We start from the raw sequence: 20,996 nt of genomic DNA, 5'->3' as shown, positions 1-20,996 counted from the left end.
ATACTTTTCTCCTGTAAAGGATACCTTATAAACATTTAGATATTCCTTGTCCGACTTTAAAAAAAGATAAATACTTGCTATATAAAAATTTTTGTTTAATACAACTCTTCTATAAACTCTAACTACTGGTTCATGACAATATGTTAAACTCAAATGAAACGCCTACTATTTACATCTTTATCCTTAATTCCAACATTTTTACTAGCAAACACTACTATAGATGACTCTTTTAAGAATTTGGAAGATAAATATCATGGTAAACTCGGAATATACACCGTCAATACAGATGATAAAACTAATATCAGCTACAATGAAAATTATCACTTCCCAATTTGTAGTGTTTTTAAATTTTTATTAGTTGGTGCAGTTCTAGAATATGATATGCAACACAAAGGTTTTTTGGATAAACAAATTCTAATAACACAAGACGATATTGGTACTCTAGGTTATGCTCCAGTAACAGGCAAAAATATTGGTAAAACCTTGACAATATCACAACTCAATTACGCAGCTATTCTAAGTGATAATCCTGCTGCTAATATCCTTGTTAGAGAGATTGGGGGCTTGGAAAACCTTAATAAACTGGTAGCAAAGCTTGGAGATAAAGATACTATTATCAAGAATGATGAGCCTGAAATTAACCGCACAAAACTAGATAGCGATATCAACAAAACAACACCTAAAGCTATAACTCAAGATATCTATAATCTAGCATTTGGTAATATTTTAGATAAAAAACATCGTGAAATTTTTATAAGATATTTACAAAAAAATAATACTGGTGCAAATAGAATAGCTTACAGTATGCCTAAAAATTGGATAATTGGTGATAAGACAGGAACTTGTGGAGAGTATGCAGCTACTAATGATGTAGCGATAATTTGGCCACAGGATAAACAACCTTTTGCTCTAAGTGTTTTATATACAAATCCTAGTGATGTAAAAGCTCCAAGTAATGAAAAAATTATTCAGCAAGCATCTAAGCTCATTGCAGATAGTCTATTAAATAATAGCTATAAATAAGATGTACGCCACATAGAAGAGACATTATTTACAACGGAACCCCTATCTTGAATATTAGTCAAGAAATATAATCCAGTTCGTTGTTCAATGTCTTTGATTGATACTCTATAATTTGCAATCTTTGTCTTCTCAACTCTTGCATTAGGCATTACAAAAGCTATGGCTTGATTTTTAGAAGGTACATATATTATCTTAAAGAAGTAATCCGGCACCGCTATCTTATTATCACCTATTGTTTTATGTATTTTCTGTTTCTTATATATAGGACCTGTATATACATAGATTGAATCATACATATTTGCCCAAATTCGCTCATCTGTTTCCAATCTCTCCCAACCTTGCCTGTTTAATCCGGCTTTTTGAGGAGACATATTTGATAATAAAAACGATTCATCAGCAGATTTTTTACTAAAGTCCATTGAAGCATAAGATGCCAAATGTCCTCTATCATAACCAGAACGATAATAATCATCTAATGTAGCTCGATAAACAAAAGGTATATCTCCATCCTCTTTAAATTTATCATCTCTTTTTAGTTTATTAGCGACTTTTGACCTTGTAAGCTTAAATGCTACCCAGCTTGCCTCTTTAGTCTGATAATTATATCCAACCACATAACCATCACGGCATAAATAGAGATTTGATTGTCCTAACCCTTCTGTCACATCATAACTAGGATTACCATAAGCCAAAAAACCATGACAATAATCAGTCACTGCAGGCAGTGTTCTAACGGGCGGATACTGCTTTAGGTTCTCGAATTGATTTATTTGCTGTTGCAGACCTTTTGCACTATCACTTTCAGAAAAGAATTTTGCAATTATATTTTGATTATCTTTAGCAGTATATTGCTTTAGTGGCTCGCTAGTAAAATAGTTATATATTTTATAACGTAAATCTATAAATTTTTCTTTAATATCAAACTTATCAAATAGAAGTCCTGAAAAACCTCCACTAATAGTTAATACCAAAAATAATACTATCTTTACATAGCTAATTGACTTCTTATTATCTTTGTTAGAGTTTTTCTTTTTTGCTGCCATGTTTACCTATTTTTTATCACAAAAATATCACTAGAAATTTTCATCTATATTAATTGAAAAATATTAGAAATAAAAAATTATTCAGCTATTTAATATGTCTTGTCTTGAATAATAAGAAATCTTTGACTTCTTGATCTTCGATTAATGGTAATACTTCTTTTCTAATTCTACTATAGTAATTGTTTATAGTTTTTTTCTCGGTATAAGTTAGCATCCATGTTTCAATCAACTTATATTCATAAGGTACTAATGTCAAATCCTCAAAACAATAAAAAGGTCCATGCCCTGTAGGAGAATCTTGATTACGTTGTTTTACATAACACAAATTTTCAATTCTAATGCCAAACTGACCAGGAAAATATGCTCCTGGTTCATTGCTTAGAATCATGCCAGGCATTAGCTCAACTTTAGAAGCTGAGTTTATACGTTGAGGACCTTCATGCACACCTAAGAAACTACCAACTCCATGACCTGTACCATGAGCATAATCTGAACAGAAATGCCATAAATGCTCACGTGCTAATATATCTAAGTGAGATCCTGTAGTTCCTTTTGGAAAGACTGCCCTGCCTAAACCAAGATGACCTTTTAAAACTAATGTATAGTATCTTCTATGTTCATTAGATGGTCTACCAAAGTGAAGTACACGAGTAATATCAGTTGTTCCTTCTTTGTACTGACCTCCAGAGTCACATAGTAGAGGTGCTTGATCATCAATTTTGTTTAGATTTGCTTCTCTCTTAGCTGAATAATGAATAATCGCACCATTAGCAGCATGACCAACAATATATGAGAAACTATCTTCAACATAACCCTTTTGCTTAGCACGAAACTCTTTGAGCTTTGCCATCGCATCAAGTTCATCTATCCCTTGATAGTTGTTCTCCATCCAATGCCACCACGAAATAAATGCTGCAGCATCCTTTTTATGAGCATCTTTTGATCCATTTATTTCTACAGAATTTTTAAGAGCTTTACTTAAAATTATTGGGCTAGTATCTTCGATAAGTTTACTATGCTCATTTTCTTTGATTGCTAACTTAACAGCATAGCTTGCAATATTACTATCAATAACAAATTTTGCAGCAAACTTTTTCAGATCTGTAAAAAACTCTTTATAATCCAGAACAATAATATTGTTTTGCTCAAAATCACTTAGAACATCTTCCGTGACTTTATCTTTATCAATATACAAGAAAGTACTTTCAACTGTAACCACCATATAACAAATTGCTAATGGCGTATTTTTGATATCTCTACCTCTTATGTTTAAAGTCCACATAATTGAGTCTAAGCTTGTTTCTATCAAACACTCAGCTTTGATAGATTTCAAATATGTTCTAAGATTTCTCAACTTTGAATCAACAGATTGACCAGAATATTGAATCTCATGAGCAAATATTTTCTCTTTAGGCAATGCTACTTCTTGATTAAGCTCTTTTTGAGCCTGAGCTACCAGATTAGTATTATCAAAAACAATTTTACCATCAACTTTTTTTGCTATTGATAATAAATTTTCCGCTCTAGTAATACCTATTTTTTTTGGATCTATCGCAAGTGTTTTACCAGCTAAATTTTCTTCAAGCCACTCTTCTATTTTTGAAGAAAAAGTTGTTTGCTTCAATAGTTCAAATTCATTTTTATCAAGTTGAAAATCTGCTTGAGTGAAGTACCTTCCATCTGTAGAAAGATAAGACCTATCTAAGCCTACAAGCACATCTCCTGCTGAGCCATCAAACCCACTAATCCAACTACGGTACTGCCAGCATTCTGGAACATATTCATTATTATGATCATCTATAGATGGAACTAGATAAAAATCATAGCCCTTCTCTTTCATCAACCTTTTTAAAACTTGTAATTTTTCAGACATTTTATCCCCATTAGATATATTTAAATTCATTCAAACCATACAAATGTAGCTTGTCTACCTGTAGTACCTTCTTTACGATAAGAATAAAATCTTTTGTTACTGTAAGTACATAAGCCAGAGTCGACTATATCAAAACAGTGATTATCATTTAATATTTGTCGAGCTACCATTTTCATATCAAAAAGATATTTATCTTCACTTTTTGAGCGAAATGCTTGTCCATAAGCTTCATGCTGCTCTACAAATTTATCATGAACATCACAGCCTACTTCATAGAAGTTTCCAGAGATACAAGGACCAAACCAAGCTACTAGATCTAAGCCAACAAACTCTTTGAGAGTCTGCTCTAATATTCCTTGCAACAAACCTCTCCAACCAGCGTGAATAGCAGCTACTTTTGTCATCTTTTTATCAAAAAGTATTATGGGCAGGCAATCTGCTGTCAAAACTACACAAGCCTGCTTAGGCTTATCTGTAACTATAGCATCACAAAAATCACCACTATATTCTTCAAAATATGTGACAATATTTGTGTGATTTTGCCTTAACCATTTAATATCAGCGTTGATGTACGATCTAAATGAATTACGATTTTTTTCTACAGCTAAATGCTTATCACCAACATTATTTGCTAGATTAAATTTAGCATATTTATCTTTACTAAAGCCTTGAGTATTATTTGTATAACCTAGTTTAAGTCTAGCAAAAGGCGTATTTACAAAAACTACTGACATCCTCTTAAACTTACCTATTTTTTAGCGTAACGATTTTTAACATAATTCTCGACAATCTCTATAAACTCTTTTGAGATATTATCACCTCTGAGAGTATGAGCTTTTTTGCCATCTATAAATACTGGTGCTACAGGAGACTCTCCACTGCCTGGTAAACTAATACCAATATCAGCATTTTTTGACTCACCTGGACCATTTACTACACACCCCATTACCGCTACTTTCATAGCTTCAACACCATGATATTGGTCTTTCCATGTATGCATTTTTTCATCTAAATGATCTTTAACTGTACTAGTTAGCTCTCTAAAAAATGAGCTAGTAGTTCTTCCACAGCCTGGACAAGATGTCACACTTGGAGTGAATGTTCGCATACCAAGATTTTGTAAAATCTCTCGACAAACTCTAACCTCTTCTGTACGTGGAGCATTTGGTGCTGGAGTCAATGATACACGTATAGTGTTCCCTATACCTTGTTGTAATAATATCCCCAAGCTAACAGCACTAGCAACAATACCTTTTGTACCCATACCTGCTTCAGTCAGCCCTAAGTGTAGAGCATAGTCACACTCTTTAGCAAGCTTTTGATACACCGCGACTAAGTCTTGAACTTCACTAACTTTACATGAAATAATGATTTTATCTTTTGCTAGACCAAGCTCTTGTGCATACTTTGCACTCTCTAATGCCGAAGTAATAAGCGCTTTATGCATTATTTGCTGTAATGTTAATGGACTTTCTTGAGCATTATTCTCATCAATTAATCTAGCTAATAATGCCTGATCTAAACTTCCCCAGTTAACTCCAATACGAACAGGCTTATCATTTGCAATGGCAATCTTGATAATCTCTGCAAACTGAGTATCTTTCTTTTTACCAAAACCCACATTACCTGGATTTATACGATATTTTGCTAATGCCTTTGCACACTCTGGATATTTGCTAAGTAGAGTATGACCATTATAGTGAAAATCACCAACCAAAGGTACATAGCAATCATGCTTTACCAACTCTTTAACAATCTCTAGCACAGCGGCAGCAGCTGGCTCATCATTAACGGTAATTCTAACTATCTCACTACCTGCTTTATGAAGAGCTAAAATTTGCTTAACTGTCTTTTCAATATCTGCAGTATATGTATCTGTCATTGATTGGACAACAACCGGATTATTTCCGCCAATTAAGACATCTCCAACTCTTACAACATTTGTTTTACTCATATAAGAACCCAAAAAATTATATTTATATTTTTAAATAATTTCACGAAAAGTATACAATGTAAGATTATATCATCATAAAGATTAATTTTCATAAGCTATGAACTTTAAAGAATTAGAAAATTACTTAGATAACTACTTTGATATTGCTCAATTTAAGGACTATTGCCCAAATGGTCTACAGATTCAAGGAGATAGAGATATCAAAAAGATTGTCACTGGTGTCACAGCATGTCAGGCACTTATAGACCAAGCTGTAAAAGAGAATGCTGATGCTATTATTGTACATCATGGTTATTTTTGGAAAGGTGAAAGTTACCCTATCATAGGTATGAAGTATGAGCGTATCTCAAAACTTATAAAAAATGGTATACACCTATTTGGTTATCACTTACCTCTAGATGGACATTCTAAAATTGGTAATAATATCTTATTAGCAAAAAAACTAAATCTTACAAATCTAGAGTTTTTTGAAACAGGTTCCAAGCCTGATATTTCAGTGATAGGCAACTGTGATTTAGATTTAGATACTTTTAGCAATTTAATAGAAAATAAACTTGATAAAAAGCCAACCGTAATTTCTACAAAACAGCAAAATAAAAAAGTAGCTATTTGTACTGGTGGGGCACAAGACTATATTGAATATGCATATCAAGCAGGAGCTGACACTTTCATATCAGGAGAAATCTCTGAAAGAACAACTCATGCTGCTCGAGAACTAGGTATAAACTATATCGCAGCAGGACATCACGCTACAGAAAAAGAAGGTGCAAAGGCTATTGCTAATTTGCTTAAACAAGAGTTTACTTTAGATACAAAATTTATAGATATAGATAATCCAGCCTAGTCATACTCATTATTTCCGAGGTAATTCTTGAGAGACTCCTTCAGGATATCCCCTGTAAGAGATAATCTTTTTATCATTACTTGGGTTAATAATTCTATCTATGTATCCCAAAAATTTAGTGTTATCAGTTCCTAGCCTATATACTAAACTATTCCAGTTTATTTTTTTATCTTTGACAGTAATATTTGGATCTGCCCATGATGCCTCAGCCAAACCAGTCATTTTCGGAAATGCCATATACCATAAATGATTAGCATTATTAATATTCTCTGACCACAGAGCTCCCTCTAGACCCTTTATATTTTTAGCGTCTTTTGTTGATAAACTTGTAATTGTAGTTTTTGAATCTAAAGCACTATGTAAAGCGGCATGTGTATCTGCATATTCAGTAGCCCAGTAAAAACCAGGCTCCCAAAAATCTGGATTATATGATAAATCAAAATATGTATCATCAGCATATGCTAATACTGTAGAGTAACCAGCCTTTGCTAGTTGCTGTGCTTCATTGTATCCAGAGCTATTAAATGCACTCCAAACCCAAATATATCCGGTTTTCTCAGAAGGTATTGAGTCTTTATCAATACCTCCAGCTAAATTTCGATTAGGATCATTTTGGACAGTTTGTTGCCATCCAGATATTCTTAGATTAGTATTTTGTTGCAACTCTTTGAAAAACTTATGCGACTTTTCTAATGCATTTAAATCTTTTTGATTTTCACATGTTGAGTCATTAGTCCAGGCATCAGCGGAAACTTCATCACCACCTACACTAATTTGTGGCTCAAAATATACTGTATTTTGGTTATCAAAAAGTTTATATATCTCAGTTACAATCTGATCAATCTTAGCTGTAAACTTTTCTCCTTGAGTATTTGACTTGTTATATAAACACACTGGTATAACATCATCATAATACCCTTGTACACTTATATAGTCACTTTTATCAAATTTATTAAAAAATATATCAGATGCTGAATCAATTAATGCTTTAGCATGACCTGGTAGATCTATTTCAGGAATAATAGTTATTTGTCTAGCATTTGCATAACTAATAATCTCTTGAATATCTTTTTTTGAATAATATCCCTCATAAATCGTTGCAGCTGTTGGGTAATTAGGCGATACAATATCGCTATCTTTTATTTTCTGATTAAAGTAATTTGATTTATCTAAATTTGCTTGTTGATACATTTGTGCCGGAATAATTGAGTTGTCATTATATCCTCTTGTACTGGCTCTTTTAACATCTACACTATCTAGAGCTAGCCTAAAACCTTCATCATCAGAAAAATGAATATGTAAAGTATTTAGTTTTTGGCTTGCCATAGCATTAATTAGTGTTTTTATTGTCTGAACACTAAAGTAATGTCTAGCGACATCTAACAATATACCTCTATACTGAAATCTTGGTTGATCATTAATTGTTACTTGAGGAAGTATCAATATATTACTAGTATTCTTACTACCAACATTATCTTTTTGATAAAAGTTTCTCAGTGTTTGGATAGCATAAAATAAACCAGCATTTGTCTGATATCTAATATAGATCTTATTATCAATTATTTTTAAAATATAGCCTTCTTTATTTTTAATAGATAAGTCTTTTTCAAGAATAATGCTCGCATGACTTTTATCAGTAACTACTTTTAAGTCATTAGTTGTAATCTTATCTGTTTTAAAATATTGATTTAACAATTTGATATTCTGCTTACTATTAGAATCATCCACATATACTCCATTGTCTAAATTTATATTTTGCTTTGAGCCAATATCACTAATACTTAGGGGAGTTGGTATCAGATGATATTGATTAGCAAACTCTGAAGAATCACTGGCAATTGAGTTATCAATATATGATTGTAAATTTTGTTGGATTTCTATATCAATCTTAGCTGAATCATAGCCTTGAATGCTTGAGATTTCCTTAGTATTTTTAGATATATAAGCATTTGGATTAGCATTGGAAGTTATTACATTACCGTTAGAGTCAATCAAAAAGAAGCTTTGAGGAAGAGATGATATATTACCAGGAACCCACAGGTTATTATTCTCAAAATTAAATCTATATGTATGCCCTGCCTCTAGTTCAAAATCAGTAGTAGCTCTAAACAAATTACTATAACCATCAGCATAGATCGGCATAGTAGTCAGATTGTCTGCTTTTTTAACATAACTTAGATTTGCTGATTTTTTAGTGCTTAAATCAGTTACCTTAAGAGTAAGATCAGGATTTACATCCTTAGATGAGTTATAAGTTCTCGGCATATAAAAACCAAAAAGCCAATTTCCTGTTTGATTTTGATTAATCTTGACATCAATATTCATATCAAAATTACGATTATTTTGACTAATATTTTTTATTTGAATTTTTTGAACATCAAAATCAGTTGCAAATCCACTACCAATTAAACACTGAGAGCTAAGTAATACAGCTATTAAATTCTTTTTCATATATGCCTTATATCAAATTGAATTAATTTAAAATAATAACAATTATTAGAGATATTATCTAAACTATTTGATATATTGAAAATAAAAGATAAGAGAAAATATAGAGTAAAAAAATTATTTAATGAAATCTTGTTCGATTTCTTCTAGAGTACGTCCATTTGTTTTTGGTACAAATTTAAATGCTATAAAGCTATACACCAAAGTACATACTCCGCATATACCCAAAATCACACCATAATTTCCATTAAAATATTGTGTTACAGGCATCACTGAAGAAGCTAATATTGCAGAAGCCATACTATTTAAGAATAGAGCCACTGCTAAACCTTTACTTCTGATATTAGTTGGTAAAAGCTCAGACATAATAACCCATATATACGCTCCTGGACCAATTGCAAAAAAGAATATATATAAAATAAATCCTATAAGCAAAACTATACCTTTTGCTGAAGTATCAGGCATCGTATACATAAGCACAGCGAGAGTCAGTAAAACAATAGAAACCATTAAGGTCCCAAAAGTAATTACAAATTTTCTTTCAATTTTATCTGCTATAGCTACTGCTATAATTGTTGTAACAAAATTAAGACCTGTGATTGCAACACCACCAACTACAGCAGCATAGACAGAACCTAAGCCGGTTTCTTTTAGCATTGTTGGAGCATATTGCAAAATACTATTAATCCCTGTCATTTGAGCTAAAATAGCAACAGAGAATACTATAAGCATTGGCATCAAATAATGTCTTTTAGTAAGACTTGATAATAAACTACCTTCATTCTTAGTTTTTTCAATCAAAGCCTTAACTTCTTGCATTTGCTGTTTTGCTGCTTCTACACCTATTGTTTCTGTCAAAATCTTCTCTGCTTCTTGTTCTCTATTTTTCATAATCAACCACCTAGGAGACTTGATTAAAAGAAAACCGCCTATGAATACGATTAAGCCAGGGATTAAAGCTGTAAGAAACATATTTCTCCAATCACCAGTTTCTAAACCAGTTGTAGGATCAGTTGATATAAATAGTAGACTTACAGCAACAGATATTAATATACCTGCTGTGAGAAATAGCTGAAAACATGTAACGGCCAATCCTCGAATCATGCTAGGCACAGATTCTGTTAAATACAATGGAACTGTTATAGATATAAAACCAACAGCCACACCCTGTACCAACCTCGAAAAAAGTAAGAAATTATAACTTTCAGCAAAGTAAATCATAAATACTGATACTACAAATATTAATCCAGATGCCGTGATAATATTTTTTCTACCAAAAATATCTGCTAATACTCCACCTATAAGAATTGCAAAAGCTCCTCCAAATAACACAGAACCACCTAAAAATGATTCTTGAGCAGCAGTCATACCTAACTCAGATTTAATAAAAGGCAAAGCTCCTCCGATTATACCGATGTCATAACCATATAACATTCCACCCATCGCTGAGAAAAATATAATCATAAACACCTTTAGCTTATTAGCTTCTTTCATTGTTTTCTCCTTCAAAGATAAAACTATAGTAAATACCTAAACTAAACTGTTTCGGTAACTTTTTTTAGATTACTAGGGCTATCCGGATTATAACCTAACGACAATGCTAGATCATTAACCATCAAATAGAATTTTTGTAATATAACTACAGTTTCAAGAATTGGATGTGTTGCTACATTAACATGTAGATGAACTTTTGCATCAGATTGATTATCTGTTGTAGCGAAAACAGTTCCAACTCCTAAATCAGTCATTCTCTTGACTATATCACGTGTACCTTGAGCGCTCTCATCATGTTGCAGTATGGTAAATGTTGTAAAAGTCTGATTCATCAAAGCAAATGGACCATGTAATACTTCGGCTGAACTAAATGCTTCTGCATGTATCCCACATGTTTCTTTGAATTTCAAAGCCATCTCTTGGACTATCGGGAATCCAAAACCTCTTCCGATGACAAACATGTTTTTACTTTTCTTAAGCTCTTCTATAGCTGGAGTCCAATCAGAATTTAGACTTGTTTCCAGTGTTTCAGGGAAACTATTCAAACTTTCCAAAAGAGCTTGATCTTGATTATATTCAGCTACAATACTTACTAGTGCAACTAATGAAGTTATTACACTCTTGGTTGCTGCAACAGCATTTTCTGCATCAGCTCTCACAGGTAAGACCAAATCTGCGCTGTCTGCTAAAGATGACTTTTCCACGTTGACTATAGCTAGTGTAGTACACCCTGCTTTCTTGCAACCTTCAAGAGCTAGACGCAAGTCAGGGCTACCACCTGATTGTGATATACCTATAGCTAATGTATGCTCATCGCCTATATTTTTATTATAAATAGTCGTTACAGAAGGTGGTAGCGAAGAAACACTAAATCCAAACTGAGTCTCAAATAAATATTTTGCATAATTTGCCACACAATCAGAACTTCCTCTTGCTACAGTAATAACTCTTTTAATGTTCTTTTCTTTAAGAGTTTTGACTATAGATTTAATGATATCTTTGTTAAGTTTAAGTTGATTGGCAACTTTTTCGAAACTACTACTAGCTTCTTGATGCATAAGCGTTTTTGTCATATTAATTGATAAAGTAAAAATTATAGGTAATCAATTATAGGCTTCTTTTTTTTATTTTTACAATAAAAACATCTATCAAATATAGACAATTGTTATTAATTTTTGATAAGAAAAATTCATGCCAGGTATGTAGTATACCAATCTAGTAAACTATGTTAAAATCCATCTCTACAATTTTATATAATAAGGTTAAAAATATGTTGGTTTTACTTATAATATCAATCTCTCTTCTAATATATCTACATGTTAAGCAAGTTAGCTTCAACCTTAGAACGATATTAGCACTAGTTACAGGAATTATTATTGGCATTGTTTACAATTGGACAAATAGTTATAGTAATAGTTTCATACAAATTAGTAATATTTTAGGTGATGGTTATATCTCTTTACTTAAAATGTTAATTATCCCTATTGTATTGACATCAATTATTCACTCAATAATAAACCTAAGAAACCATAAAAGCTCATATATAATAAAGCTTGCTACAAAGACAATCATAATTTTACTTGTTCTTACTGGCATAAGTGCTGCGATTGGCTCAACAGTTGCTATTTTAATGAAGCTTGGTCAAGGTATAGATCTTAGCTCAATGACTGCAGTAACCAAAGAAGCGAAATCAGCCACTCTATCTGAGAATATACTAAGCTTCTTACCGGATAATATTTTTCAACAAATGGATAAAAATAATGTTATTGCTGTTGTTATATTTGCTATATTAATTGGTTTCTCAATGCTTATAGCTCATCGTGAAGATAGTAAGCTAGCTGATCCATTTATAAATTTTATTGATTCTGCTTTTTTTGTAATCAAAAAACTAGCAAAGTTAGTTATTGCAACTACACCTTATGGAGTGCTAGGACTAATGATACAAATGAGTATTGAATTAGATAAAGGAAGTATATCTGCAGTTATTTCTTTTGTTTTAGCTTGTTATATAGCTATGTTTATAGTTTTACTTATGCATATAGCATTGCTTCTGATATTCGGTACAAATTTAGTAAAATTCTATAAAAGTATATGGAGAGCTTTACTTGTAGCTGCTACATCTAGATCAAGTATGGGTACCCTACCACTATCTATAAATGGTCTTAACAGATATGGATTATCAGAGACTATTTCTACATTTGCACCTACTATGGGCACCACCATGGGCATGAATGGTTGTGCAGGAGTATTTCCTGCAATATTAGCAATTATGGCTATGTCTGCAACAGGTATGGATATAAATTTTGCAACAATACTTACTATATCTCTAATCTGCATGTTTGCTTCACTAGGTGTTTCTGGTATTCCTGGCACTGCGTATGTAGCCGCTGGCGTCGTATTTACATATTTTAATTTACCATGGGAAATTATTGGTTTAATACTAGGCGTAGACGCTCTTATTGATAGTTTTAGAACACCTCTAAATATACATGGAAGCATGACTACAGCAGTAATAGTAGATAAAACTACCAAAGCTTCTTAACACGCTAATATTTAATAAACTATTTAAGTACCACAAAAAGTAAATCTAACTTTCTCTTGCTCTAAAGGCTCTGACATATATTTCTTAGTGAACGCGTTGAGTTTATATGGTGCTTCAAGTGCTGTCAGAAGACTTTGAAGAATACTAAAATTACCATTTTCTGCAAACTCAAGTGCTTTTTCAACTTGATGATTACGCGGAATTATTACTGGATTAGATTTCATCATACTTTCAAAATTGATATCGTAATTGACATATTTATCTAACCAATCTTTTAAGCCTTTATTCCGCAAGTAATCAAAATTTTTATAGCTTAGATTATAGAACGTATTTGTATAATCTAACTTATGCTTAAACATATCAATGAGCAAACCGGAAATAAGTTCATCATCGTATTCGCTATTGACACTAAAACCTATTTTACTAAGAAACATTTGTCTCCATTTTTGCTTATAAATTTCCGAATAACTTTGCAGTTTATCTTGAGCTAATTCAATAGCTTTTTCCTCATCCTCTGAGATAAGTTTCAACAAACTTTCTGCTAATCTTGCAATATTCCAGCCAGCGATTGATGCTTGATTAGCAAACGCATATCTTCCATCTTGATCTATTGAACTAAAAACAGTATCAGGATCATAAGTATCCATGAATGCACAAGGTCCATAGTCAATAGTTTCGCCTGAAATAGTCATATTATCAGTATTCATAACCCCATGAATAAAACCTACTCTTTCCCATTGTGTTATTAAAGTTGTCTGTTTATCAATGACATAGTCAAGTAAGCTCAAAGCTTTATTATCAGCGTATGGAATATTATGTCTAACAATCGTATAGTCTAATAACTCTTGGCTATAATTCTCACCAAGCATAGCTGCATACTGAAAAGTACCTACTCTAATGTGACTACTTGCAACTCTAAGAGCTATTGCTCCTTGTTGTAATTTATTTCTTTGAATATTCTCACCTGTTGATATCACAGCTAAAATCTGGCTAGTAGATATGCCTAGATTATACATAGCTTCACTAATTATATATTCTCTAAGCATTGGTGCTAAAGCTGCTTTACCATCACCACCCCGAGAGAACTTAGTTAAGCCAGCTCCTTTTAGATGAAAATCAACCAGCTCCCCATTTGGTTTTTTATATTCACCAATTAAGATAGCTCGACCATCTCCTAACATTGTGAAATTACCAAACTGATGACCAGCATAAGCTTGTGAAATTGGCTTTTTACTACTATACCATAACAATTTTTTTAATAACTCTTGTGCTGATTTACCTTCTAAATCTAAGCCTAAATCCTTGGCTAAACAGTCATTTACAATCAGTAACTTTGCATCAGGATATCTGTATACTTTTTGTTGTGAATAAAACTCATTAGATAAGTCTGTATAACTATATTGTAAATCAATCATAAAATCCATACTTTACTAATTTAGTATAATTTTAGCAGAGTATAGATAATATCATAGCTTTTGAGGTAAAATAGATACCATAAGCGCTAGGATAAGGAGTCAAATAGTTATGGAATATCTCAAACTAGCAATAGTTGATTCTGAAAACTATAACAACTTCTCTCATATTTCTGAGGGTAATTTTGACAGAGTAATTGTCTTTACAAATCCACAAGAATTAGAAGCAAACTTCAATAAAACCCAAATCTATCATAACTTTGAGCTTGTACCAATAATTTATGGTGAAGGCAACAAAGATAATATGGATGGTTATATCTGTGCTAAAGTTGGTGAGTATGTCGAAAGATATCGTGATTTCCGTACTTACCTTAGCATCACAATTTTTAGTAATGATCGAATTTTTAGAGGTATTGCATCATACTATACACGTAAGGGATTCAATATAGCTACTGCTGCTCCTAACCAATGCGACACTGGTAATAGTAATACTGATCCTAAAATACGTATCAAAAAATTCCTGTCATGCCATGAAAGCGTTGTTAATAAAACATTCAAAAAACACTTTAATGAAACAAATCAAGATGCCTTCTATAGACTCATTAGAAGACACTTAGACAAAGATATACCTAGACAAATTACAGATCTTTTCGTTGAAAATAATATTGTATTCTTTTCAAATAAATCACGTAAGATTGGTATTGATGAATCTAAGTATAACCTTTTGTAATGTTTTAATAAGGTACTGGATATACGATTTTTATAATGCTAAAATATTGCAACTTTTTATTCACTAATCATTTTTTTAGAGTTAATTATGGAATATAGAAAATACATTTGTATCGTTTGTGGTTTAATTTATGATGAAGCTGAAGGTTGGCCAGAAGATGGTATAGAACCTGGTACTAAATGGGAAGATGTCCCTGAAGATTGGGAATGTCCTGACTGTGGTGTTGGTAAGGATGAGTTTGAACTATTAGAAGAATAATTTCCTAAATGCTCTCCTTGTTTCAAGAAATATCTTTTGAAAATAAAGATTTCATTGTAATGAGAGATGATCTAAATCACCCTATCTTCTCTGGTAATAAGGCTAGAAAACTAGCTTATCTTCTAAAAAATCCAGATAAATACTCTCACGTCAAGACTATTGTATCTTTTGGTGGTAATCAATCTAATTTCATGCTGGCATTATCACAGCTAGCTAAGATCAAAGGCTGGGATTTCCATTATTGGATAAAACCACTACCAAAATTTCTTAAAAATGCAAAAAGTGGCAACCTAAAACTAGCTATAGAAAATGGCATGCAGTTATTTGAGACTATAAGCTCTCTAAAGCTAAAAAATATAAAGACGAATTACAATATAGACAATAGCCTTTATTTCTTTGATCAAGGTGGTAGAAATACTCTCGCTGAAGAAGGCATAGCTGACTGTGCTAATGAAATCAAAAAGTACTGTCTAGAAAATAATATTGATAATTATAGTATCGTTGTGGCATCTGGTACTGGCACAACTGCATTATATCTTGAAAAGTATCTACCAAACAAAGTCTACACTATTGCGTGTGTTGGTGATAATAAATACTTAAAAAATCAATTTAATGATATTGATAGTAGTTTAAATCATCCTAGAATTCTCAATTTAAGCTTTAAAACTCATTTTGGGCAGCTAGATACCCAAAATTACGCAATATACCAAAAGCTTCTAGAGCAGACAGAAATTGAGTTTGAGCTACTATACGACCCTATAGCTTGGCGCGCATTATTAAATGAACATCATAAACTTACAAAGCCTATTATCTATATTCACTGTGGTGGAACTAGTGGCAACGAAACAATGATTGCTAGATATACAAGACTAACAAAATAACTTGTTAAATATACTGTGCTACTAATATTTTGTTTAATTGCTTTCTTAATTCAACAATATTTGTCTTCACAGATCTACATAGATTATATGTAGTATTAAGCTTCTCTGTTGTTGAATTACTAAACCTTATACTACTAAGATTCGCCCTTGGAGAACTTTCAATAGCCGTTAAGACTGTAGATTCTTGTAAATCTAGAGGCTCCTGTAATATTTTTACTATCTGTCGAGCATAGGCTTTGATTTGCTCAGTTTTCGAAGAAAAATCATGCTCATGGTTGGTATATTCAAACATTTTATAAGCTATAGACATTCTCATTTGCTCTTCGAGAAAGATATAAGCTAATTGATGTTCTATATTTTTACTCAACTTCTCATCACTACCAAACTCTAAAGACTTCCATTGGTTCAATAGAATATTCATCCTTTTAAGCTGAGTTTTTATGATGCGCATTCTTTGATGAAACCTATTTTTATTTTGCTGTATTAGCTTTTTGATTTCTTTAGGCTGATTTTTTGTAGATAGCTGTTTTATTGATTGCTCTAATTGATTTAGATTGTTTGTTATATCTGGAGCTGTATCAACAACTTCTATCAAATCTAGATCAGGCGCAACTTCAGATACAGCTAAATAACATTGTTTATAAATACCTAAAATATGATTATATTTTTCAAGAACTCCTGTTCTTAACTTCTCTATAGAATTAAATAAATAATCTTTTTTAGTATCTTCAAACTTAGAAACTGCTTTCAAATAATAAATTTTTCTACCAGATAATAATTCTATAAAAAGAGTTATAACATTACTTGCATCTTCTAAATCATACAAGTTATACATCCCTGCACTACTGTAAATCTTAGACAAAAAGCCTATTTTCCTATCAAGGCCTTTCTTCAAATCTGAATATTTACCAACTAAAGCATTTTGAAACTTGATCCTTAAATCATCAGGAATATTCTGGTTACTATTTATTTGCTTATAGAAGCTTCTTAATTTACGCTTATTACTCGGAGTGTCTATAGGAAAACCATTATCTCTATACAGGTATATGATCTCAGCAAACTCTGCCATTTCCTTATTAAAATGTAATTTAAATGCATAAAATATTTCTTTACTTGTTGGATGAGACTTAGCAAGAATCTCATAAGCAATCTTATTATCTCTTACCTGATCGGTTAGATTACTAAGAGTAAGCTTTTTAGACATATATAAACTTTGATATGATTCCTCAATTACAGATAGAAACTTATCTTGCATCAACTCTTTTTCACGGTGCTTGATAGAATCAAAAATTATTTTACTAATAAAACCTACTAAACCGACAAAAAACACATAAAAAGAAAAATATGCAACTGTAACTAGCGGAACTCCTTGACCATGACTTAAATAATACCCCAAAGTTATAGCTATAATCGTGACTGGTCCAGCTGCCCAAAGTATAGATAGTATCGCCGCTTTGACATCAGCACGATGAATCGATGATATTAGTTCACTAACATAGGTATTATTATACGAGTTTCTACTTTTAAATATTGCTTTTATTCTATTGAGCTGTAACAAAATACCCCAACTATAATTTGCTAATAAGTTTAGTTTATATTTTAACAAAACCATTCAGCAACCCCAAATTCATAAAAGATTATTTTGATATTGAAATTAGAAAACCAATTATCAAATCAAAGTATTTAATTTTTAGGTACTTTTAAACCTTATTAGTCTATAATTGTTGGTGATTTTATAAAAATAGGTAAAATTTAATGATTGAGAATTTAAGAAATATTGCGATTATCGCACACGTTGACCATGGTAAAACTACACTGGTTGATAAACTATTACAACAATCTGGTACACTAAACACTCGTGGCCCAGAAGTTGAAAGAGTCATGGACTCAAATGACATTGAGAAAGAAAGAGGGATTACAATCCTTGCAAAAAACACTGCTCTAAAATGGAATAACTACCGAATTAATATCGTAGATACTCCAGGCCATGCTGACTTTGGTGGTGAGGTTGAACGTGTATTATCTATGGTTGACTCAGTATTACTACTAGTTGATGCTGTTGATGGTCCTATGCCTCAAACAAGATTTGTAACAGAAAAAGCTTTTGCTCAAGGTTTAAAACCAATTGTAGTTATCAACAAAATCGATAGAGATGGCGCTCGCCCTGACTGGGTAGTCGATCAAGTATTTGATCTATTTGATAGACTGGGTGCTACTGATGAACAATTAGATTTTCCTATTATTTATGCTTCAGCTATCAATGGTTGGGCAACTAATGAGCTTGGCGAACAAAAAGAAGATATGACAGATCTTTTCAAGGCTATTGTTGAAAATGTTGAGCATCCAGCTGTTGATGAAAATGGTCCATTCCAAATGCAAATATCTTCCTTAGACTATTCTAACTTCACAGGTACTATTGGTATTGGTCGTATCCAAAGAGGTAAAGTTAAAACAAATACTCCTGTAACTATTGTTGGTAAAGATGGTAAAACTCGTAACGGTAGAGTCTTACAAATATTAGGTTATATGGGATTAGAAAGAGTTGAAGTACCTGAAGCACAAGCTGGTGATATTGTTTGTGTAACAGGTATGGAAGGTTTGAATATATCAGATACACTATGTAGTCCTGATAAAGTAGAAGCGTTACCTGAGCTTTCTGTAGATGAACCAACTATTAGCATGACTTTCCAAGTTAACAACTCTCCATTTGCTGGTAAAGAAGGTAAATTTGTAACTTCTCGCCAGATCAAAGATCGTTTAGATAAGGAACTACTTACAAACGTAGCTCTAAGAGTTGAGCAGCTTGATGATCCTGATAAATTTAAGGTCTCTGGCCGTGGTGAGCTTCATCTTTCAATCTTACTTGAAAATATGCGTCGTGAAGGTTATGAAATTGCAGTATCTCGTCCACATGTAATTTTCAAAGATGTTGATGGCGAAAAACATGAACCGTATGAGCAAGCAATTATAGATATTGAAGAAGAGCATCAAGGTACTGTAATGGAAAGAATGGGCTTACGTCAAGGTGAGCTTAAGAATATGGAGCCAGATGGTAAAGGTCGTGTAAAACTTGAATTTATAATCCCTTCTCGCGGTTTAATTGGTTTTTATACAGAATTTTTAACTATTACATCAGGATCAGGTATTTTAAATAAAGTATTTGATCATTATGGGCCTATGAAAAAGCAAACTCTTGAAACTCGTCAGAATGGTACTCTAGTTTCTATGTTAGCAGGTAAAGCAGTAGCTTTTGCTCTTTGGAATCTACAGGAAAGAGGCAAAATGTTTATTTCTCATGGCACAGATGTTTATGAAGGTATGATTATTGGTATTCATAGTAGAGATAACGACTTAGCGGTTAACCCTTGTAAAGGTAAACAGCTAACTAACGTTCGTGCATCTGGTAAAGATGATGCTCTTACATTAGTTACACCAATCAAACTTACTCTTGAGTATGCTTTAGAGTTTATTGAAGATGATGAGCTTGTTGAAATTACTCCTGAATCTATTAGATTAAGAAAAAAACATCTAACAGAGTCTGATCGTAAAAAAGCTGCTCGTGGTATGCTTTAATTAAATTCTCCCCCTATAATAATAACAATTTATACATCTTATAATTCTCTTTAATCTAAAAACTCCTTTAAAAAAATTAGGGATCATATTATGAAAAGATTAAAAAATAAAATAACTTTAGTGACCGGTTCTGCTAGAGGAATAGGTAAAGCTATAGCAGAACTATTTGCTAGTGAAGGGGCAACTGTTATTGCTTCTGATATAAATGATACTTTAGGTAATCAAACAGTTAAAAACATTAAATCAGCTAATGCTGAATATAAGCATTTAGATGTTAGTAATGAAAGCAATTGGATAGAAATTAGTAAATATATTGAATCCAAGTTTGGTAAATTAGACATTTTAGTTAATAATGCTGGTATTACAGGTTTCATAGAAAGTGCTGGACCCCATAACCCTGAAGATTTAGACATGGATTCTTGGCATAAAATTCATTCTATAAACTCTACTGGTGTGGCATTAGGATGCAAATATGCTATCAAGCTTATGAAAGAAAATGGTGGAAGTATAGTTAATATCTCTTCACGCTCTGGTATTGTTGGAATCCCTCAGGCTGTAGCTTATGCATCCAGTAAAGCATCTGTAAGAAATCATACAAAATCAGTTGCTCTATATTGTGCTGATATGAACTATTCAGTTAGATGTAATTCTATACATCCCGGAGCTATATTGACTCCAATGTGGGATGAAATGTTGCCGAAAGATGAAACTCAAAAAGAAGCTACAATAAAAATTATTTCTCAAGATATTCCTCTAAAAAGAATGGGCGAAGCAAAAGATGTAGCTTATGCAGCATTATATTTAGCATCTGATGAGTCAAAATATGTTACAGGTATTGAGCTAAATGTTGATGGAGGAATACTTGCTGGTAGCTCTGCTGCGCCTAGAGATAGAAAGGAATGAGAAAATTTAAATAACTTG

General features: G+C 32.2%; 16 protein-coding genes and 1 pseudogene. 8 read left to right on the top strand and 9 right to left on the bottom strand.

The features are described from left to right. Nucleotides 1-153 precede the first annotated feature (153 nt). Nucleotides 154-1,023 (top strand): class A beta-lactamase, encoded by an 870-nt coding sequence (gene bla / locus F7308_RS06050; protein WP_013922970.1) that lies wholly within the window; start codon nucleotides 154-156, stop codon nucleotides 1,021-1,023. Here the strand turns inward: bla and F7308_RS06045 are convergent. The 4 genes from F7308_RS06045 to ispG form a co-directional block, all read right to left on the bottom strand. Continuing rightward, entirely contained in the window at nucleotides 1,014-2,066 is a 1,053-nt protein-coding gene (locus F7308_RS06045; RefSeq protein ID WP_013922969.1) for a DNA/RNA non-specific endonuclease, read from the bottom strand. The two genes, bla and F7308_RS06045, sit on opposite strands and share 10 nt — an antisense overlap. A gap of 85 nt (nucleotides 2,067-2,151) precedes the next feature. Then, nucleotides 2,152-3,939 (bottom strand): aminopeptidase P family protein, encoded by a 1,788-nt coding sequence (locus tag F7308_RS06040; protein ID WP_198006043.1) that lies wholly within the window; start codon nucleotides 3,937-3,939, stop codon nucleotides 2,152-2,154. 26 nt (nucleotides 3,940-3,965) lie between these two features. Beyond that, nucleotides 3,966-4,673: a peptidoglycan editing factor PgeF gene (gene pgeF, locus F7308_RS06035; protein WP_013922967.1), complete on the bottom strand. Its 708-nt coding sequence runs from the start codon at nucleotides 4,671-4,673 to the stop codon at nucleotides 3,966-3,968. Nucleotides 4,674-4,687: 14 nt separating this feature from the next. After that, nucleotides 4,688-5,893, bottom strand: coding sequence for a flavodoxin-dependent (E)-4-hydroxy-3-methylbut-2-enyl-diphosphate synthase (ispG, locus tag F7308_RS06030; RefSeq protein WP_013922966.1), 1,206 nt, complete (start codon nucleotides 5,891-5,893; stop codon nucleotides 4,688-4,690). Nucleotides 5,894-5,990: 97 nt separating this feature from the next. Here ispG and F7308_RS06025 point away from each other — a divergent pair, with 97 nt between their 5' ends. Then, on the top strand, nucleotides 5,991-6,737 hold the full coding sequence (locus F7308_RS06025; protein WP_013922965.1) for a Nif3-like dinuclear metal center hexameric protein: 747 nt from the start codon (nucleotides 5,991-5,993) through the stop codon (nucleotides 6,735-6,737). 252 nt (nucleotides 6,738-6,989) lie between these two features. Here the strand turns inward: F7308_RS06025 and F7308_RS10495 are convergent. The 3 genes and pseudogenes from F7308_RS10495 to F7308_RS06010 all read right to left on the bottom strand — a co-directional run. Further along, nucleotides 6,990-8,879: pseudogene (locus F7308_RS10495) on the bottom strand (family 20 glycosylhydrolase); the annotation flags it as partial. 423 nt (nucleotides 8,880-9,302) lie between these two features. Further along, nucleotides 9,303-10,679: a sugar porter family MFS transporter gene (locus F7308_RS06015; protein WP_013922963.1), complete on the bottom strand. Its 1,377-nt coding sequence runs from the start codon at nucleotides 10,677-10,679 to the stop codon at nucleotides 9,303-9,305. Between the two features lie 41 nt (nucleotides 10,680-10,720). Further along, on the bottom strand, nucleotides 10,721-11,752 hold the full coding sequence (locus F7308_RS06010; protein ID WP_041263725.1) for an SIS domain-containing protein: 1,032 nt from the start codon (nucleotides 11,750-11,752) through the stop codon (nucleotides 10,721-10,723). Nucleotides 11,753-11,949: 197 nt separating this feature from the next. On the opposite strand from F7308_RS06010, the gene F7308_RS06005 reads away from it, so the two are divergent. Then, nucleotides 11,950-13,221: a dicarboxylate/amino acid:cation symporter gene (locus tag F7308_RS06005; protein WP_013922961.1), complete on the top strand. Its 1,272-nt coding sequence runs from the start codon at nucleotides 11,950-11,952 to the stop codon at nucleotides 13,219-13,221. 23 nt (nucleotides 13,222-13,244) lie between these two features. Here F7308_RS06005 and F7308_RS06000 read toward each other — a convergent pair whose 3' ends face one another. Next, nucleotides 13,245-14,636 (bottom strand): protein adenylyltransferase SelO, encoded by a 1,392-nt coding sequence (locus F7308_RS06000; protein WP_041263932.1) that lies wholly within the window; start codon nucleotides 14,634-14,636, stop codon nucleotides 13,245-13,247. A gap of 109 nt (nucleotides 14,637-14,745) precedes the next feature. Between F7308_RS06000 and F7308_RS05995 the strand changes: the two genes are divergently transcribed. The 3 genes from F7308_RS05995 (at nucleotide 14,746) to F7308_RS05985 (ending at nucleotide 16,502) form a co-directional block, all read left to right on the top strand. Further along, on the top strand, nucleotides 14,746-15,363 hold the full coding sequence (locus F7308_RS05995; protein ID WP_013922959.1) for a PIN domain-containing protein: 618 nt from the start codon (nucleotides 14,746-14,748) through the stop codon (nucleotides 15,361-15,363). A gap of 87 nt (nucleotides 15,364-15,450) precedes the next feature. Beyond that, on the top strand, nucleotides 15,451-15,621 hold the full coding sequence (locus F7308_RS05990; RefSeq protein WP_013922958.1) for a rubredoxin: 171 nt from the start codon (nucleotides 15,451-15,453) through the stop codon (nucleotides 15,619-15,621). An 8-nt stretch (nucleotides 15,622-15,629) separates the two neighbouring features. Then, a complete protein-coding gene (locus F7308_RS05985) occupies nucleotides 15,630-16,502 on the top strand; it encodes a 1-aminocyclopropane-1-carboxylate deaminase (protein ID WP_041263723.1) in 873 nt (290 codons plus the stop codon). 4 nt (nucleotides 16,503-16,506) lie between these two features. On the opposite strand, the gene F7308_RS05980 is transcribed toward F7308_RS05985, so the two are convergent. Continuing rightward, on the bottom strand, nucleotides 16,507-18,063 hold the full coding sequence (locus F7308_RS05980; RefSeq protein ID WP_041263930.1) for a hypothetical protein: 1,557 nt from the start codon (nucleotides 18,061-18,063) through the stop codon (nucleotides 16,507-16,509). A 194-nt stretch (nucleotides 18,064-18,257) separates the two neighbouring features. On the opposite strand from F7308_RS05980, the gene typA reads away from it, so the two are divergent. Both typA and F7308_RS05970 read left to right on the top strand, forming a co-directional pair. Next, nucleotides 18,258-20,075, top strand: coding sequence for a translational GTPase TypA (gene typA, locus F7308_RS05975; protein WP_013922955.1), 1,818 nt, complete (start codon nucleotides 18,258-18,260; stop codon nucleotides 20,073-20,075). 90 nt (nucleotides 20,076-20,165) lie between these two features. Beyond that, on the top strand, nucleotides 20,166-20,978 hold the full coding sequence (locus F7308_RS05970; protein ID WP_013922954.1) for an SDR family oxidoreductase: 813 nt from the start codon (nucleotides 20,166-20,168) through the stop codon (nucleotides 20,976-20,978). Nucleotides 20,979-20,996: the final 18 nt, after the last annotated feature.

This window comes from Francisella salina, from assembly GCF_000219045.1.
GTDB classification, from domain to species: domain Bacteria; phylum Pseudomonadota; class Gammaproteobacteria; order Francisellales; family Francisellaceae; genus Francisella; species Francisella salimarina.
The sequence above is the reverse complement of the archived record's forward strand: the minus strand, read 5'-3'. Positions and strand labels throughout refer to the sequence as shown.

What these genes read in the sequence shown, in the direction of transcription:
- bla (WP_013922970.1), top strand. Translation starts at nt 154, where the DNA reads ATGAAACGCCTACTATTTACATCTTTATCCTTAATTCCAACATTTTTA.
- F7308_RS06045 (WP_013922969.1), bottom strand. Translation starts at nt 2,066, where the DNA reads ATGGCAGCAAAAAAGAAAAACTCTAACAAAGATAATAAGAAGTCAATT.
- F7308_RS06040 (WP_198006043.1), bottom strand. Translation starts at nt 3,939, where the DNA reads ATGTCTGAAAAATTACAAGTTTTAAAAAGGTTGATGAAAGAGAAGGGC.
- pgeF (WP_013922967.1), bottom strand. Translation starts at nt 4,673, where the DNA reads ATGTCAGTAGTTTTTGTAAATACGCCTTTTGCTAGACTTAAACTAGGT.
- ispG (WP_013922966.1), bottom strand. Translation starts at nt 5,893, where the DNA reads ATGAGTAAAACAAATGTTGTAAGAGTTGGAGATGTCTTAATTGGCGGA.
- F7308_RS06025 (WP_013922965.1), top strand. Translation starts at nt 5,991, where the DNA reads ATGAACTTTAAAGAATTAGAAAATTACTTAGATAACTACTTTGATATT.
- F7308_RS06015 (WP_013922963.1), bottom strand. Translation starts at nt 10,679, where the DNA reads ATGAAAGAAGCTAATAAGCTAAAGGTGTTTATGATTATATTTTTCTCA.
- F7308_RS06010 (WP_041263725.1), bottom strand. Translation starts at nt 11,752, where the DNA reads ATGACAAAAACGCTTATGCATCAAGAAGCTAGTAGTAGTTTCGAAAAA.
- F7308_RS06005 (WP_013922961.1), top strand. Translation starts at nt 11,950, where the DNA reads ATGTTGGTTTTACTTATAATATCAATCTCTCTTCTAATATATCTACAT.
- F7308_RS06000 (WP_041263932.1), bottom strand. Translation starts at nt 14,636, where the DNA reads ATGATTGATTTACAATATAGTTATACAGACTTATCTAATGAGTTTTAT.
- F7308_RS05995 (WP_013922959.1), top strand. Translation starts at nt 14,746, where the DNA reads ATGGAATATCTCAAACTAGCAATAGTTGATTCTGAAAACTATAACAAC.
- F7308_RS05990 (WP_013922958.1), top strand. Translation starts at nt 15,451, where the DNA reads ATGGAATATAGAAAATACATTTGTATCGTTTGTGGTTTAATTTATGAT.
- F7308_RS05985 (WP_041263723.1), top strand. Translation starts at nt 15,630, where the DNA reads ATGCTCTCCTTGTTTCAAGAAATATCTTTTGAAAATAAAGATTTCATT.
- typA (WP_013922955.1), top strand. Translation starts at nt 18,258, where the DNA reads ATGATTGAGAATTTAAGAAATATTGCGATTATCGCACACGTTGACCAT.
- F7308_RS05970 (WP_013922954.1), top strand. Translation starts at nt 20,166, where the DNA reads ATGAAAAGATTAAAAAATAAAATAACTTTAGTGACCGGTTCTGCTAGA.